The sequence below is a fragment of the Bradyrhizobium sp. 192 genome, assembly GCF_023100965.1.
GTDB classification, from domain to species: Bacteria; Pseudomonadota; Alphaproteobacteria; order Rhizobiales; family Xanthobacteraceae; genus Bradyrhizobium; species Bradyrhizobium symbiodeficiens.
The window spans coordinates 4619432-4632032 of the sequence record NZ_CP064690.1; the positions used below are offsets into that span (position 1 = coordinate 4619432).

The following is a 12601-nucleotide window of genomic DNA, read 5'->3' on the forward strand; positions in this document are numbered from 1 at the left end:
AAAAAGCCCGGCATGAGCCGGGCTTTTGTCGCTCGTAATGGGTCTCGCCTCAGCGGCGGAACATGCCGCCCATCATGCCGCCGACGACGCCGCCGACAAAGGCTGCGCCGGCATCGCCGCCGCCGCTGTTGCGATGCTGGGGCGGTGCGCTCTGGGCCTGGGCCGGAGCACGCCGGGCCGGCTTCTGGCTGGTGTCGCTCGCCGTCGCCGGGCCAGCCACGACTTCCGAGAGCAGGGCCTTGTGCTGGAATTTGTTGAGGTAGCCGGTCGATGGATAGCCGCGGGCGGCCTGCCAGCGCTTGAGCACCGTGCGGGTCTCGTCGCTGAACGCACCGGTCACCTTGGTGTCGAAGCCGAGCCCGGTCAGGCGGCGCTGGACGTCGCGGCGCTGGCCCTTGTCGAGGCCAATCTGGTCTTCGGTGAGCTGGGTGGCATCGTCGGTGAAGGTTGCAGGATCGACGCCGCCGTTCAGGTTGCGGGTCGCGGTGGACGGGCCGCTCTTGATCGCCGCAAGCCGCGCCAAGGCCAGCGCCTTGAACTGGCCGTTCGGATAGGCCGAGAGATAGGCGTTGAGCTCTTCCGGCTTGTTGGATTCCTTGACCGAGCGCCAGTACTCGAGCTCGACTCCGTCAGAGCTGCCGACTGCGGCCGGCACGACGCCGGAGGCCGTCGGTGCCGCGTTCGCAACCTGTGTGGTCTGCGACGGATTGAGATAGACCGCGCCGATCAGGTTGGTATGACCCCAGGGCAGTTGGCCCTTGCGGGTCTCCTCGTTGACCTGGGCGCGCACCGACGTCATCGCCTGCTGGATCTCGACGCCGGGCTTGGTGATGTTGTCGATCAGCGCGCGGGTGAAGGGGCTGTTGTTGCCCTCCTGGCCGTCGAGCGCGGTCTGGCCCGGCCCGGTGGCGAAGGCGATCAGCGTGCCTTCGCCGGACTTCATCTCGGCAAGGCCGCTCTGCACGTTGACGCTGCGGGTCGCGGAGTTCGACTTGATCTTGGCGGCGAACGGGTTGTCGCGGCAGGCGTCGAGGAAGACGAGCTTGACCTTGGCGTCGCCCATGGTCTGCTCAAGCGTCAGGTCGATGTTGATGGCTGCGCCGAGCTTGACGTCCATCTCCGATTTGATGTCGGCATCGACAGGCAGGAGATAGTTGCTGCCGCTGACCGCGATGCCGTGGCCGGCGTAGTAGAACACGGCGACGTCGGAGCCCTGCGCCTTGCGGCCGAAATCCAGCAGCTTCTCGGTCATCTGGTCACGGGTGAGGTTGGATCCTTCGATCACCTCGAAGCCGACATTGCGCAGCGTCGATGCCATCGCCTTGGCGTCGATCGGCGGGTTCGGCAATTGCGCGACGTTCTTGTAGGAGCCGTTGCCGACGACGAAAGCGACGCGGCGGTCGGCCTTCGCGGCACTGACCGACAACGCCATGCACATCAATGAAGCGAGGAGGGTGAGATAGCGCATCTGAAATCCCCAGAATCGAATTGCAGGCAGCAACAAATTGGCAACGAACTTACACGAAGTGCCCGACCTCGTGCCACCAAAACGGCGGTCCGGTGCGTGCAACCCGCTGCTGTGTGGCCGAATGTGCACGATCGGAGTACCTCCCAACGTGATCCAAATCACACGGCCACTTGGATTTGTCGCGCAAGGCCGTGCCAGGTTCACGGCGCGCGGGCGGGAACCGCGGGCGTGGGCTTTAAATTCAGGAGGTTGCCACACAAGATCAGCGCAGCACCGAGCACGGTCCATGCGTCGAGCCGCTCGGAATACAGCAGCCAACCGACCGTCGCCGTCAGTGGAACTCGGAGGAAGTCCATGGGAACCACGATCGTTGCGTCGGCATATCGGAGCGCGCTGGCCAGGCAATAGTGCGAGAAAGTGCCGCAGACACCGATGACGAAGAGCCATCCCCAAAGCGGGGCTGACGGCCACGTCCAGACGGCGAACGTCGGCAGCAGGCCCACGACCATCTGCACGATGATCATCCAGAACAGGATCGACAAGGCGCTCTCGGTCCGGGTCAGCGACTTCGCCAGGATCATCGAGACGCTGAAGCCGATCGCAGCTCCGAGCGCGATCAGTTGGCCCGGATTGATCTCGCTGGTGGCGGGCCGCACGATCATGACGACGCCGACGATGCCGAGCACGACGGCGGCGATCTTCCAGACCGTCATGCGTTCTGACAGGAACGTTGCGGCCAGCAGCGCAGTCCAGATCGGCATGGTGAACTCGATCGCTACCACTTGGCCGATTCCGATCAGCGTCAGTGCGTAGAACCAGCCGAGTTGCGCGAAATAATGCACCCCGTTGCGCGCAAGGTGCTGGGGCAGGCGTCTGGTCGCGACCGCCTTGAAGCCGCCGGCGCGGTAGATGAACGGCAGGAGCAGCGTGAGACCGATCACCGAACGCACTTCCATGATCTGGAAGACGTTGAGCTCACGGGTGGTCTCGCGTCCGGCAACGGCCATGACCAGCATCAGCGACAGCCAACCGGCCATCCACAGGGCAGCCATCGTTTTGGACGGTGTCGCGCTCATCGAGCCGGGTGCGGGGGAATGGGAAAAGACGGGAATGTGAAAGGACGGCCGGTATCGGCGACATCGCCGCCGTTTGCAACGGCAAATCTGCGGATGCAGCGATGCAGGGCGACGTGCTAAGGCATCAACGAACAACGACAAAAAACGGGAGAACTTCGCTCATGCAGATCCTGCAGCCGGCCGAATGGAAAAAACCGCGCGGCTTCTCTCACGGCGTTGTGGCGGAAGGCCCTGGCCGCTGGGTGATTCTGGCCGGCCAGACCGGCGGAGACGAGGCCGGCAATTACGCTCCCGACATGGCGGCGCAGGTCGGAACCGCGCTGAAGCGGATCATCAAGCTCCTCGGCGAAGCCGGGGCGGGTCCGGAGCACATCGTCCGCCTGACCTGGTACCTCACCAGCCGCAGCGAATATGAGGCGGCCGGTGCCGGCATCGGCGCGGCCTGGAAGGAAACGCTCGGACGCAATTTTCCGCCATCGACGCTGCTCTATATCGGCGGTCTCGTAGACGAGCGGGCCAAGGTCGAGATCGAGGTCACGGCGTTCGTGCCGGGCGCATAAGAAATCGATCCGGCGCGGGCGCCGGATCGATTGCGGATCGTCTGCGGTCTTACTTCGACAGCGAGATGTTGGCGCCGCGGAACTGGCTGTCCGCGCGCATGGTGACGGTCTGCTTGCTGCCGCTCGCCTTCAGCGCGATATTGGCATTGAAGCCAGCGGCGGAGGCCACCAGCTCGTAATTCCCGCCACCGCCGCGGCCCTGAAGCGAGCCGGAAATGTTGCGGCTGGCCTCGGACCAGTTGCCGGTGATGGCGCTGCCTTCGGCCCTGACGTTGGCTCCGAGGTTGAACTTGTAGGCATCGCTGGCACAGGTCAGCGACATCTCCATGGTTGGGCCGATCGGGGCGTATTTGGCCCGGCAGCGGATCCGCTCGGTCGAGCCGTCGTCCAGCATCACCGTGCCGCCGCCGCTCCAGCTGCCCGCCAGCGGGGCGAAGGGGCCGGACTGGGCCTTGCTGTCCGTGTTGGCAATCCCTGCCGCAAACAAAACGGCGGCCGTGATCAGCAGCCGCCGGTTCCGGGCACGAGCCTCGATTGGTTTATTGGCGCGATGCTTCCCACCGCCCGCTGCACGGTATGCCTGCAGATGCTCCATTCCACTTTCCCGATCCGGCGTTGCCGTTGAGTTGACCGTTGGCATATGCACCATTGATCGAAACTTTCACAAGTCCCCCGCTACCGATGGTGCCGGAAACGTTAGCGCCGGGCGCGGTGATCCGGCCGTCGGCAACCGTCAGCATGGAGCTTGCGGTCGGCTCGCAGGTGCCGCTCTTGGTGACGATGATGACCTGCCAGTTGCCGTCGTAGGGGCTCTGGGCGAGGGCGGGGGCGGCGAGGGTGCCGGTCAAAACTGAAGCGGCACAAAACGCCGCGATGCGACCAAAACGCATGAATTCCGTCCTTGAATTTGTCTGATATGCCGACGCTTATTCGGACGAAATGTGACGGAAATTTGTTGCAATGCCAAACCGAAAATTGTTCCTGTAGAAACAATGGTTTATTTGCGTTTCCAAGGCCAAATTTTGAAGCGGAATCAAGGCCGCCTTACGTTAAGGGTAAACGTCAGGAAAGACTCGGTGCGGAGGTCGCAAACTGCTCGTCCTGAGTCTTGGACGGAAGCGCCTTGTGGACCTTGGCATAATCGACCACGTCGGCCAGCAATTTGAGGCCGAGCGGAGCGAGCGCGCGCTCCCAGAGCTCGCGGGCGGTCTCGCCCTTCCTGACGAAGCACCAGTCCTGGGCGGCGATGGCGCCGGCGTCCATTCGGTCGGCGAGATGGTAGATCGTGCCGCCGGCGATCGGATCGCCTTCCTTGATCGTCCATTCCACGGCGGCCTTGCCGCGGTGGCGCGGCAGCAGCGAGGGGTGATAGCCGATCCCGCCGAGCTTGGCGGCCGCGAGCGCGTCCTGGCCGATCCGGGCGTGGCTGTGCGCCGTGATGATCAGATCGGTATCGGGAGCAATTTCGGAGGCCACAACCAGCTTCGGATTGGCCTGGACCGCGACCTCGATGCCGGCCGCCTTGGCGGTTGCGGCGAGGCGATCCTCGGCGTCGGCGACGACGACCCGGACGATCGAAACGCCGTGCTCCCGGAGCATGTTCAGGGTGGTCACGCCGAAATGGCGGGAGCCGACGAGGGTAATGCGCATGGGTGTCCGATCCGTCTCGCAACTGCGTCATCCCCCGATAACACGTCCGGACGCCCTGTCACCACCCGCGCGGCGTTTGCGCCGGTTATCAACAATGTGCCGGCACGGACGCGATGAATTCCGCGATTGCGCAGGCGGCCGTTCCGGTGCTCCATACGTGTGTTGGACGGCTCGGGAGCGAGCGCATGCGAGGCGCCTGGCTTTTTCGTTTTCGCGACGCTGATTGTGGTCTCTCCGGCCCATGCCGGCGGGCCATACCCCGCTGTGCCGCCCGAGACCGGGACCGCGCCATTCGTGGGGCCAAGCTGGGACGCCTATCGTTGCGTCGGAGGGCCGATCACCAATTTCTATCACGGTGCCTATTACGGCGGGGAGCCGCCGGCGCTCTATCGCGGCTACGCTTACCGGCCGTACTACCGCTACGGCGCCTATCGCAGACAGCCGCGCACCTATTTCTGCGTCACGGACTAAAGCGCGATGCGATCAGGATGAATTGTCATCGCGCTTCAGGCTGTTGTTTAATCTTGATCTCTTCGGAAAGCCGCTGCGCACTTTCCGGATGCTGCTTTAGCGTTGCCGCGCGGCCACGGTGGGCGGCAAGCGGCCGGTAAGTCGGTTCCTGTGTTTCTTTTTTAACAAAGGCGAGCCGGGCCGGATGATAAGACTGCACCTACCGGGGCTGGCGACATTTCAACCCGCATCCGTTTTTAAACCCGGCCAAGGCCGCTGGCGCACTCGTCAGCGGCCTTTTTAATGCCGCGCATCACGACTTCATCCGGCGGTAACGCGATCTCAACCAGCTTGGCGTATCGACGAATCCGTCGCGGATTTGTATTGCGTACCGCGACACCGAAATTGTCCCGCCAGCCTTTGTGCGCGGCGCGGGCCATTTTGCCGGGACAGATTTCATGCCGAGCGCAATTGAGCAGATCGTCGACAGCTATGTGCGGCTGAAGAACCGGCGCGGGCTCGACGAGTTGATGATGCACAGGCAGCGGCTCGCGGTCGATCTGAAGAGCAGGTCCGGCGGCTATGATTTCAGCCTGCCGATCGGCAAGATCGACGAGGAGATCGCGGTCATCGAGGCCGGACTCAGCCGGCTCAAGGCGGAAAATTCCAAAACGTCTAGCGGCGGGAGCGAGGCGAACTCTCGCCAGGACTCGTGACGACGCATCGTCGCAGTTCGAGACCGGTTCATGCATGGTTCAGGCCGGCCATGGCTCAATCCCCGGGTCGTTTCGTGGGACGCGAATCCTGCTAGGCTTGTCCCCGCGATCTGGAGGAGACGTCATGATTGAGCTTGCGCTGGCCGGCCTGCTGGCATTTGCAACCGTGCCTGCGGCATCGCCGGAGCCCATGGTGGAGCAAGTTCAGTTCAGGGCTGCTCCGGGCGGACGATGCCCGGACGGCTATGATTTCAACCACTCGAACGGCCGCTGCTATCCCAACGATTATCATGCGCCGGGTGTCTACACGCGGAATCCCGGGCCGCACGAATATCATGGAAACTACGGACGACGCGGCGGGCTCTGCCCGGACGGCTACGACTACAATTATTCAAACGGCAGCTGCTACCCGAACGGGGCGCACGGGCCCGGCGCTTACGGGCGTCCCGAAGCCTACGGACGACGTGGCGGGCTCTGTCCGGACGGCTACGATTACAACTATTCGCGCGGGCAGTGCTATCCGAACGGCGCACGCGCTCCCGGCATGTATGGGCGGTAATCAGTCGCCGTGCCGAGGCGGGCGCGTTCAGTCGCGCCGGCCGCCGTCGATCACCGTGAACAGCGGCCGCGCCGGGGTCGGTTCGACCAGCAATTCCTCCACCAGCGCGGTGGCTGCATCGACATATTTGCGTGTCGGTTTGTCGAGAGGGCGCTTGGCCTCGTCGTCGAGCGCGATCTTTGCGGCCTCGACCAGCTTGCGCATGCGCGCCGCGTGGTCGTCGCCGGCCGTCAGCGTCGCGCGCGCCAGCGAACGCAACACGAACAACTCACCTTCGAGGCGGAGCAGGCGGTCGTTGAGCCTGGTAAGGACGGCGTTGAGGTCGGCCATGTCTGCTGTTCGGCGCGGAGGATCCGCCCTGATCTAGCGGCTTTCGGTGAACGGAGTCCAAATGGCGCCGGTGCAATTGGGTCGATCGCCAGCCTCTCGCGGTGCCGCCGTTGTGACCGGACGTGATGGCGCTTGTGCGTGGGCACAGCATAGTTCTCGCACCATATGTCAGTTTGGATGGAGATTTGGAGCCTATGCGATGCGGTTCATCCCGATTGTGATCCTCTTGATGTCGGGATGCGCGGCTGCCGCTGCGCCGGGTCACCACGCCCGCCCGCGCCACCCCGTCGTCGCTCACCCGGCCGAGGAGACGCCGGTGCCGCCCGGCTGGTATAAATTTCCCGGGCGGCCACCGATTCCGCCCTCGGAGAACAGGAATCTCGATCCCTCCAATTTCGGCGGAGGTTGATGGAAGCTACGCAGCGCTTCGCGCCAGATAGTCGCGCGCGAAGGCGAGATACCAGTCGAGGCAGGCGGGGTTGGCCATCGCTTCCTTGTTGATGACCTTCTCGACCGGATGGCCGAGCAGGAGCTTCTTGATCGGCAGCTCCTGCTTCTTGCCGGAGAGCGTGCGCGGGATCTCGGCGACGGCAAAGATCTCGTTCGGCAGAAACCGGCGGGAGAGGCCGGCCTCGATCGCCTTGTTGATCCTGGCCTGCATCGCGCCGTCGAGCGCGACCCCGTCGCGCAGCACCACGAACAAGGGCATGTAGCTGTCGCGGCCGAGATATTCGAGGTCGACGACCAGGCTGTCGAGCACCTCCGGCAGCGCCTCGATCGCGGAATAGAGCTCGCTGGTGCCCATGCGCAGGCCATGGCGGTTGATGGTGGCATCGCTGCGGCCATAGATGATGCAGGATCCATCACGGTTGACCTTGAGCCAATCGCCGTGCCGCCACACCGGCCCGCGGCCGCTGCCGTCGAAATTGTCCGGGTAGGTCTCGAAATAGCTGGCGCGATAGCGTGCGCCGTCCTCGTCGTTCCAGAAATACAGCGGCATCGAGGGCATCGGCTCGGTGCAGACGAGTTCGCCGACCTCGTCCGTGACGGCGCGGCCCTGTTCGCTGAAGGCTTCGACGGCCGCGCCCAGCAGGCGGCACTGCATCGCGCCGGGCGTTTGCGGCAACTCGCGATTGCCGCCGATGAAGGCGCCCGCGAAATCGGTGCCGCCGGAGATATTCGCCCACCAGATGTCGGCCTGCGCCGTGCTGCCGTTGCTCTTCGACAAGGCTGCAAAGCGTTCGTTGAAGTGGCCTTGCGTGTCGGCGCTGAGCGGTGAGCCGGTCGAGCCGAGGCAGCGCAGCCGTGACAGATCGCCGGCGGCGGCAAGATCGACCTCGGCCTTGGCGCAGTTGGCGAAGAACGCCGCACCCGCGCCGAAGAAGGTCGCTTTCGACTGCGCGACGAAGCGCCACAGCGTGGTCCAGTCCGGTTTGTCCTTTGCGCCGCCGGGGCTGCCGTCGAAGATGCAACAGGTGGTGCCGCTGAGCAGGCCGCCGACCTGCGAGTTCCACATGATCCAGCCGGTCGAAGAGTACCAGTGATAGCGCTCGCCGAACGAATTCGGGTGATAGGAGCAGCCGATGTCGTTGTGCAGGCCGAGCAGCGCCAGCACCACGATGACGATACCGCCATGGCCGTGCACGATCGGTTTCGGCAGCCCGGTGGTGCCGCTGGAATAGACGATCCAGAGCGGATGATCGAACGGCAGCCACATCGGCTCGAACGCTTCGACCGCAGCGCTCGTCCTTGCGAGGATGTCGGAAAGCAGTGCCGCCGGTGCGGCAGGCGCAACGGTCTCGCTGTGCAGGATGACATGCTCGACCGTGGGCAGCGCACGCCGCAGCTCGGCCACGACATCGCGCCGGTCGTGCCGCCGGCCTGCATAGGTGACGGCGTCGCAGGCGATCAGCACTTTGGGTTCGATCTGCTTGAAGCGGTCGATCACGGCGGGCGCTGCCATGTCGGGCGCGCAGACACTCCAGACCGCACCGATGCTGGCGCTTGCGAGAAACGCGACGATGGTCTCGGGAATATTGGGCAAATAGGCCGCGACGCGGTCGCCGGGCTTGATGCCCTGGTCCTTCAGGTGCAGCGCGAGCGCGGCCGCCTTGCGCCGCAATTCCGGCCAACTCGTCTCCGTCAGCCTGCCGTCTTCACCGGCGCTGACGATCGCGGGCAGGCCGGCGGCATCAGCCGCCGCGACATGCCGGAACACCTGCCGGGCATAGTTGACCTGCGCGCCCGGAAACCAGACCGCGCCCGGCATCCTGCGCTCGGCGAGCACGGCCGCAAACGGCGTCGGCGATTGCAGATCGTAATAGTCCCAGATGCTGCGCCAGAAGCCGTCGAGATCGCGCACCGACCATCGCCGCATGTCCTCGTAATCAGCAAAAGTGAGGCCGCGCTGCTCGGCGAGCCAGTTGCGGTAGAGGGCGATCTGGGGAACGGAGGGAGCGGACATTGACCATCGGCTTCAGTTGCGGGGCGGAGAGTCTAACTGATGCCGCAGAGTAGCAGAAGCCGCAGTTCACGCAGGCCGCAATGACGGGGCGGAGGCGCCGTGCCTCAGCCTACCATTCGACGTCGGCCCAGCGCCTGCCGAACACGGGCGGCCTCGTCTTCACGGCCTGCCAGCCGAAGAAATGATGCTTGCCGGACCAGGCGTGCACCATGCCGCTGCAGATGCTGCATTTGAAGCTGCCAGTGTGGGCCTCGCTGTGCTCTTCCCTGGTCGCGGTGTAGTTCATGCCGCAACCTGCACAGGTGAATTCTTCGATCGTCCAGATGCTGTTGGCCATTTGCACGGAATGGTTTTTGTTGACCTCGACCCACGGTAGTCACCGGCGTTTGCAGTGGCGTAAACCGGGGCGGGGAAATCCGGTTAACGGGCGTTAGCCAAGCCCGGCCGCCGCCGCCATCGCGGGTCACGCGAGATCGGCGCGGCTTCGCCGCCGGATCAGCTGCCGGGTCGCATGTCCCGGTCGATGCGCATTTGCACCCGCCTGACCGCGAGCAGCCGCAGCCTGCCTTGCACCCGTCCGGAGCGGACCATGCCGCCGATCGCATAGGCATAGTGCCAATAGCCCGGCGCGGCATTCGGCCTCAGGGAATAGTGGATGCCGCGGTGTATGCCCGCGAATGCATCGGACTTTCCGGACGGGCGTGTCATCGTTTTTCGAATGCGGAATGGTCCAAAGTGTTCCTAATCTTGGGCAAACGCCGGTTCCGCTCGTCTTGACGCCGGATGCGTTGCTGGCAATAACGGCCAGGCCTCGCAAGCACCGGGGGTTGCGTTCATGTTGCAGGGAAGGCCGTGCCCGTGAAAAGTCTCCGTCAGCTGCTGACGGGCGAGGACGTCATCCAGCTGGTGATCCGGCTCGGCCTGCTCGCCCTGCTGATCATCTGGACCTTCCTGATCATCCGCCCATTCGTGCCGATCCTGGCCTGGAGCGGCGTGCTCGCGGTCGCGTTCTATCCGGCCTTCAGCTGGGTCGCCAAAATCCTGGGCGGCCGGCCCAAGACCGCAGCAGCGATCCTGACCCTCATCACGCTCGGCATCGTCATTGGTCCGGCGACCTGGCTTGGCATCAGCGCGGTGGACGGCGTGCGCGAGCTGGCGCATCAGCTCGGCACCGGCGATCTGGCGCTCCAGGCCGCGCCCGAACAGCTCAAATCGTGGCCGCTGGTCGGTCCCTTGCTCTACGAGCTCTGGGACCAGGCCTACACCAACGTCCGCGCGGTGGTACGCGAGGTGGCGCCGTATCTGCAGCCGCTGGCGGGGCCGCTGCTCTCGCTCGCAGGCGATGCCGGCGTCGGCACGCTCCAGTTCCTGGTCTCGGTGTTCGTGGCCGGTTTCCTGTTTCCACATGGGCCGCGGCTGGTTGCGGCCAGCCGCGGTTTCCTGTTTCGCATCGTGCCCGAGCAGACCGAGCATTTCCTGTCGCTTGCGGGTGCGACCATCCGCGCCGTGGCGCAGGGCGTGATCGGCGTCGCGATCGTGCAGGCGCTGCTGGCCGGCATTGGTTTCAAGCTCGCGGCGGTGCCGAGCGCCGGCCTTCTCGCCTTCATCGTGCTGCTGCTCTCGATCGTGCAGATCGGCGCTTTCCTCGTGCTGCTGCCTGTCATCATCTGGATCTGGACCGCCAAGGACGTCACCACGGCGCTGCTGCTGACCGTGTTTCTCGTCCTCGTCGGCTTCCTCGATACCATGCTGAAGCCGCTCGTGATGGGGCGCGGCCTGACCACGCCGACCATCGTGATCTTCGTCGGCGTGATCGGCGGCACGCTGGCCCACGGCATCGTCGGCCTGTTCATCGGACCGATCATCCTGTCGGTGGCCTGGGAGATGATGATGGCCTGGATCAGGACGGAGGATCGGGCGGGGGCGGGCGAGGGCTGATCCCGCCGCGAACGGCGCGATCGCTCCGCCGGGGCGGGCCACCCGACGGCTCGCATCTGTGATCAAAGCGCGCCGGGAACTTGTCTGTTCGACTAGACAAGTTACGATTGGGACGATTCTGGTCTCAATGACGGTGCAATGGCGAAGTCTTCCAAACTGGTTGCCGCACGGCGCGGCAAGGTATTGTTGGTCAGACGGCGGTCGGACGGCCTGTGGATGTTCCCGGGCGGCCGCAAGCGCGCGCGCGAGTCCGACAAGGACTGCCTGCGGCGGGAGATCAGGGAGGAGCTGCCCAAGCTGAAGCTCGGCAGGATCAGCCTCTGGAAGGAAGTGACGGCGAGGAACAAGCGCTCCGGCCGCAAGATGAGCGACGCGATCTTCATTGCCAAGACGGCCAAAGGCAGGTTGGCGATCGGCGACAAGAAGGAGATCGACCGCGCCGCCTGGCAGAAGCCGCGCGGCATCCGCCTGACGCCGACCTCGCGCTATATCCGCGACCGCCTGTTTCCGAGGAAGCAGAGGCGAAGGTGAGCTAGTCTAGTCCTCGCGTCCGGCCGACCGCGTTCGTCCGGCGAACCTCCGCGACTGCGTCCCCTGCGGTTCGGGCGCAGCACGCTTCGCGGCTTCGGCTTCCCGCATCTGCTTCCGGACGTTGCGCGCATCGCGCATCGCGCGCTTGACGAAGGGATGTTGGGAATCCTCGGCGAAGAACAGCACCACTTCGCAGCTCGGACATTGCCTGGAATAGCCGTCCTGCAACCGCCCGGCGCGATCGCGGAACACGCCCTTGCACCGCGTGCACTGAATCTGGACCGAACTCATGCGCGGACAACAATGTCTTTGGAAAATGGATCGTCAGATGATCCCAAATGTCTGAAGAAAGCTTGAATGTCTTCGTTGTGGGATGCCTGCGGACCGCGCAGGCAAGCGCCATCGTCCGGCCATGCCAGTGGCGGAACAGGCAGGACGGAACTGCCGGTCAGTCGCTAATGCTTGGCCGCCATCGTTTCCAGGCACTGATTGAGAAAGGCGGTGCGATCCCTGGGGAGCACCTTCTCGAGATCCGCCTTCAGCGCGCATTCGCGCTGGCGCAACTGCTCGGCCCGGCGCTTCTCGGCCGCCTCGCGATATTCGGGCGCAACCTTGTTGGGATCGACCAGCGGCTGTGAGCGGGCGGGAGCCGTCGCAAGCAGTGCAATGGCAGCGATGAAAATGATTGGTTTCAAATGAGCCTCCGTCAAAGCAGGCACCCTAGCGCGTGGAGCGTGCGCGCTCAAATCGGAGAATTCGGTACCCTGTTCCGGCGTGATTGGACGGGCGAACCGCCGCCGGCGGCTTTGGAAGGACTGGCCCCCAAGCCCCCGCGGCGAGAAAACTTTCTCCACAAAGG

At 64.5% G+C, this 12601-nt stretch carries 18 protein-coding genes; 7 read left to right on the forward strand and 11 right to left on the reverse strand.

Annotation, left to right across the window (positions count from 1 at the left end):
• Window positions 1–49: 49 nt before the first annotated feature.
• The gene (locus tag IVB24_RS21065; protein ID WP_247768466.1) at window positions 50–1468 is read right to left on the reverse strand and encodes a caspase family protein; all 1419 of its coding nucleotides are present in this window, start codon (window positions 1466–1468) and stop codon (window positions 50–52) included.
• Between the two features lie 200 nt (window positions 1469–1668).
• Window positions 1669–2544: a DMT family transporter gene (locus IVB24_RS21070; protein WP_166469287.1), complete on the reverse strand. Its 876-nt coding sequence runs from the start codon at window positions 2542–2544 to the stop codon at window positions 1669–1671.
• A 161-nt stretch (window positions 2545–2705) separates the two neighbouring features.
• Here IVB24_RS21070 and IVB24_RS21075 point away from each other — a divergent pair, with 161 nt between their 5' ends.
• Window positions 2706–3104 (forward strand): RidA family protein, encoded by a 399-nt coding sequence (locus tag IVB24_RS21075; RefSeq protein WP_140479794.1) that lies wholly within the window; start codon window positions 2706–2708, stop codon window positions 3102–3104.
• A 49-nt stretch (window positions 3105–3153) separates the two neighbouring features.
• Here IVB24_RS21075 and IVB24_RS21080 read toward each other — a convergent pair whose 3' ends face one another.
• From IVB24_RS21080 to IVB24_RS21090, 3 genes are all read right to left on the reverse strand, one after another.
• Window positions 3154–3699 (reverse strand): hypothetical protein, encoded by a 546-nt coding sequence (locus IVB24_RS21080; protein WP_166475142.1) that lies wholly within the window; start codon window positions 3697–3699, stop codon window positions 3154–3156.
• Window positions 3644–3994, reverse strand: a complete 351-nt coding sequence (locus IVB24_RS21085; RefSeq protein WP_212249566.1) for a hypothetical protein — start codon at window positions 3992–3994, stop codon at window positions 3644–3646. The genes IVB24_RS21080 and IVB24_RS21085 overlap by 56 nt, the downstream gene beginning before the upstream one ends.
• 172 nt (window positions 3995–4166) lie before the next feature.
• Complete coding sequence (locus tag IVB24_RS21090) at window positions 4167–4754, reverse strand: formyltransferase family protein (protein ID WP_094890380.1); 588 nt, start codon at window positions 4752–4754, stop codon at window positions 4167–4169.
• A 225-nt stretch (window positions 4755–4979) separates the two neighbouring features.
• On the opposite strand from IVB24_RS21090, the gene IVB24_RS21095 reads away from it, so the two are divergent.
• From IVB24_RS21095 to IVB24_RS21105, 3 genes are all read left to right on the forward strand, one after another.
• Window positions 4980–5225: a hypothetical protein gene (locus tag IVB24_RS21095; RefSeq protein WP_247768468.1), complete on the forward strand. Its 246-nt coding sequence runs from the start codon at window positions 4980–4982 to the stop codon at window positions 5223–5225.
• Between the two features lie 437 nt (window positions 5226–5662).
• Window positions 5663–5920, forward strand: coding sequence for a hypothetical protein (locus IVB24_RS21100; RefSeq protein WP_166469289.1), 258 nt, complete (start codon window positions 5663–5665; stop codon window positions 5918–5920).
• A 124-nt stretch (window positions 5921–6044) separates the two neighbouring features.
• Window positions 6045–6479, forward strand: coding sequence for a hypothetical protein (locus IVB24_RS21105; RefSeq protein ID WP_247768470.1), 435 nt, complete (start codon window positions 6045–6047; stop codon window positions 6477–6479).
• A 27-nt stretch (window positions 6480–6506) separates the two neighbouring features.
• Here the strand turns inward: IVB24_RS21105 and IVB24_RS21110 are convergent, their stop codons facing one another.
• Window positions 6507–6809, reverse strand: a complete 303-nt coding sequence (locus IVB24_RS21110; protein WP_018317940.1) for a hypothetical protein — start codon at window positions 6807–6809, stop codon at window positions 6507–6509.
• 199 nt (window positions 6810–7008) lie between these two features.
• Here IVB24_RS21110 and IVB24_RS21115 point away from each other — a divergent pair, with 199 nt between their 5' ends.
• Window positions 7009–7218, forward strand: coding sequence for a hypothetical protein (locus IVB24_RS21115; RefSeq protein ID WP_247768472.1), 210 nt, complete (start codon window positions 7009–7011; stop codon window positions 7216–7218).
• Window positions 7219–7224: 6 nt separating this feature from the next.
• On the opposite strand, the gene IVB24_RS21120 is transcribed toward IVB24_RS21115, so the two are convergent.
• The 3 genes from IVB24_RS21120 to IVB24_RS21130 form a co-directional block, all read right to left on the reverse strand.
• Window positions 7225–9273, reverse strand: a complete 2049-nt coding sequence (locus IVB24_RS21120; RefSeq protein WP_247768474.1) for an acetoacetate--CoA ligase — start codon at window positions 9271–9273, stop codon at window positions 7225–7227.
• Window positions 9274–9382: 109 nt separating this feature from the next.
• On the reverse strand, window positions 9383–9610 hold the full coding sequence (locus IVB24_RS21125; protein ID WP_094974025.1) for a hypothetical protein: 228 nt from the start codon (window positions 9608–9610) through the stop codon (window positions 9383–9385).
• 158 nt (window positions 9611–9768) lie between these two features.
• Window positions 9769–9981, reverse strand: a complete 213-nt coding sequence (locus tag IVB24_RS21130) for a hypothetical protein (protein ID WP_247768475.1) — start codon at window positions 9979–9981, stop codon at window positions 9769–9771.
• A 144-nt stretch (window positions 9982–10125) separates the two neighbouring features.
• Between IVB24_RS21130 and IVB24_RS21135 the strand changes: the two genes are divergently transcribed.
• Together IVB24_RS21135 and IVB24_RS21140 are read left to right on the forward strand one after the other, a co-directional pair.
• Window positions 10126–11211 (forward strand): AI-2E family transporter, encoded by a 1086-nt coding sequence (locus IVB24_RS21135; RefSeq protein ID WP_166469294.1) that lies wholly within the window; start codon window positions 10126–10128, stop codon window positions 11209–11211.
• A 138-nt stretch (window positions 11212–11349) separates the two neighbouring features.
• Window positions 11350–11742, forward strand: coding sequence for an NUDIX hydrolase (locus IVB24_RS21140; protein ID WP_018317944.1), 393 nt, complete (start codon window positions 11350–11352; stop codon window positions 11740–11742).
• A 6-nt stretch (window positions 11743–11748) separates the two neighbouring features.
• Here the strand turns inward: IVB24_RS21140 and IVB24_RS21145 are convergent, their stop codons facing one another.
• Window positions 11749–12033 (reverse strand): hypothetical protein, encoded by a 285-nt coding sequence (locus IVB24_RS21145; RefSeq protein ID WP_166469295.1) that lies wholly within the window; start codon window positions 12031–12033, stop codon window positions 11749–11751.
• Between the two features lie 164 nt (window positions 12034–12197).
• Entirely contained in the window at window positions 12198–12437 is a 240-nt protein-coding gene (locus IVB24_RS21150; RefSeq protein WP_094974022.1) for a hypothetical protein, read from the reverse strand.
• Window positions 12438–12601: the final 164 nt, after the last annotated feature.

What these genes read in the sequence shown, in the direction of transcription:
- IVB24_RS21065 (WP_247768466.1), bottom strand. Translation starts at nt 1,468, where the DNA reads ATGCGCTATCTCACCCTCCTCGCTTCATTGATGTGCATGGCGTTGTCG.
- IVB24_RS21070 (WP_166469287.1), bottom strand. Translation starts at nt 2,544, where the DNA reads ATGAGCGCGACACCGTCCAAAACGATGGCTGCCCTGTGGATGGCCGGT.
- IVB24_RS21075 (WP_140479794.1), top strand. Translation starts at nt 2,706, where the DNA reads ATGCAGATCCTGCAGCCGGCCGAATGGAAAAAACCGCGCGGCTTCTCT.
- IVB24_RS21080 (WP_166475142.1), bottom strand. Translation starts at nt 3,699, where the DNA reads ATGGAGCATCTGCAGGCATACCGTGCAGCGGGCGGTGGGAAGCATCGC.
- IVB24_RS21085 (WP_212249566.1), bottom strand. Translation starts at nt 3,994, where the DNA reads ATGCGTTTTGGTCGCATCGCGGCGTTTTGTGCCGCTTCAGTTTTGACC.
- IVB24_RS21090 (WP_094890380.1), bottom strand. Translation starts at nt 4,754, where the DNA reads ATGCGCATTACCCTCGTCGGCTCCCGCCATTTCGGCGTGACCACCCTG.
- IVB24_RS21100 (WP_166469289.1), top strand. Translation starts at nt 5,663, where the DNA reads ATGCCGAGCGCAATTGAGCAGATCGTCGACAGCTATGTGCGGCTGAAG.
- IVB24_RS21105 (WP_247768470.1), top strand. Translation starts at nt 6,045, where the DNA reads ATGATTGAGCTTGCGCTGGCCGGCCTGCTGGCATTTGCAACCGTGCCT.
- IVB24_RS21110 (WP_018317940.1), bottom strand. Translation starts at nt 6,809, where the DNA reads ATGGCCGACCTCAACGCCGTCCTTACCAGGCTCAACGACCGCCTGCTC.
- IVB24_RS21115 (WP_247768472.1), top strand. Translation starts at nt 7,009, where the DNA reads ATGCGGTTCATCCCGATTGTGATCCTCTTGATGTCGGGATGCGCGGCT.
- IVB24_RS21120 (WP_247768474.1), bottom strand. Translation starts at nt 9,273, where the DNA reads ATGTCCGCTCCCTCCGTTCCCCAGATCGCCCTCTACCGCAACTGGCTC.
- IVB24_RS21125 (WP_094974025.1), bottom strand. Translation starts at nt 9,610, where the DNA reads ATGGCCAACAGCATCTGGACGATCGAAGAATTCACCTGTGCAGGTTGC.
- IVB24_RS21130 (WP_247768475.1), bottom strand. Translation starts at nt 9,981, where the DNA reads ATGACACGCCCGTCCGGAAAGTCCGATGCATTCGCGGGCATACACCGC.
- IVB24_RS21140 (WP_018317944.1), top strand. Translation starts at nt 11,350, where the DNA reads ATGGCGAAGTCTTCCAAACTGGTTGCCGCACGGCGCGGCAAGGTATTG.
- IVB24_RS21145 (WP_166469295.1), bottom strand. Translation starts at nt 12,033, where the DNA reads ATGAGTTCGGTCCAGATTCAGTGCACGCGGTGCAAGGGCGTGTTCCGC.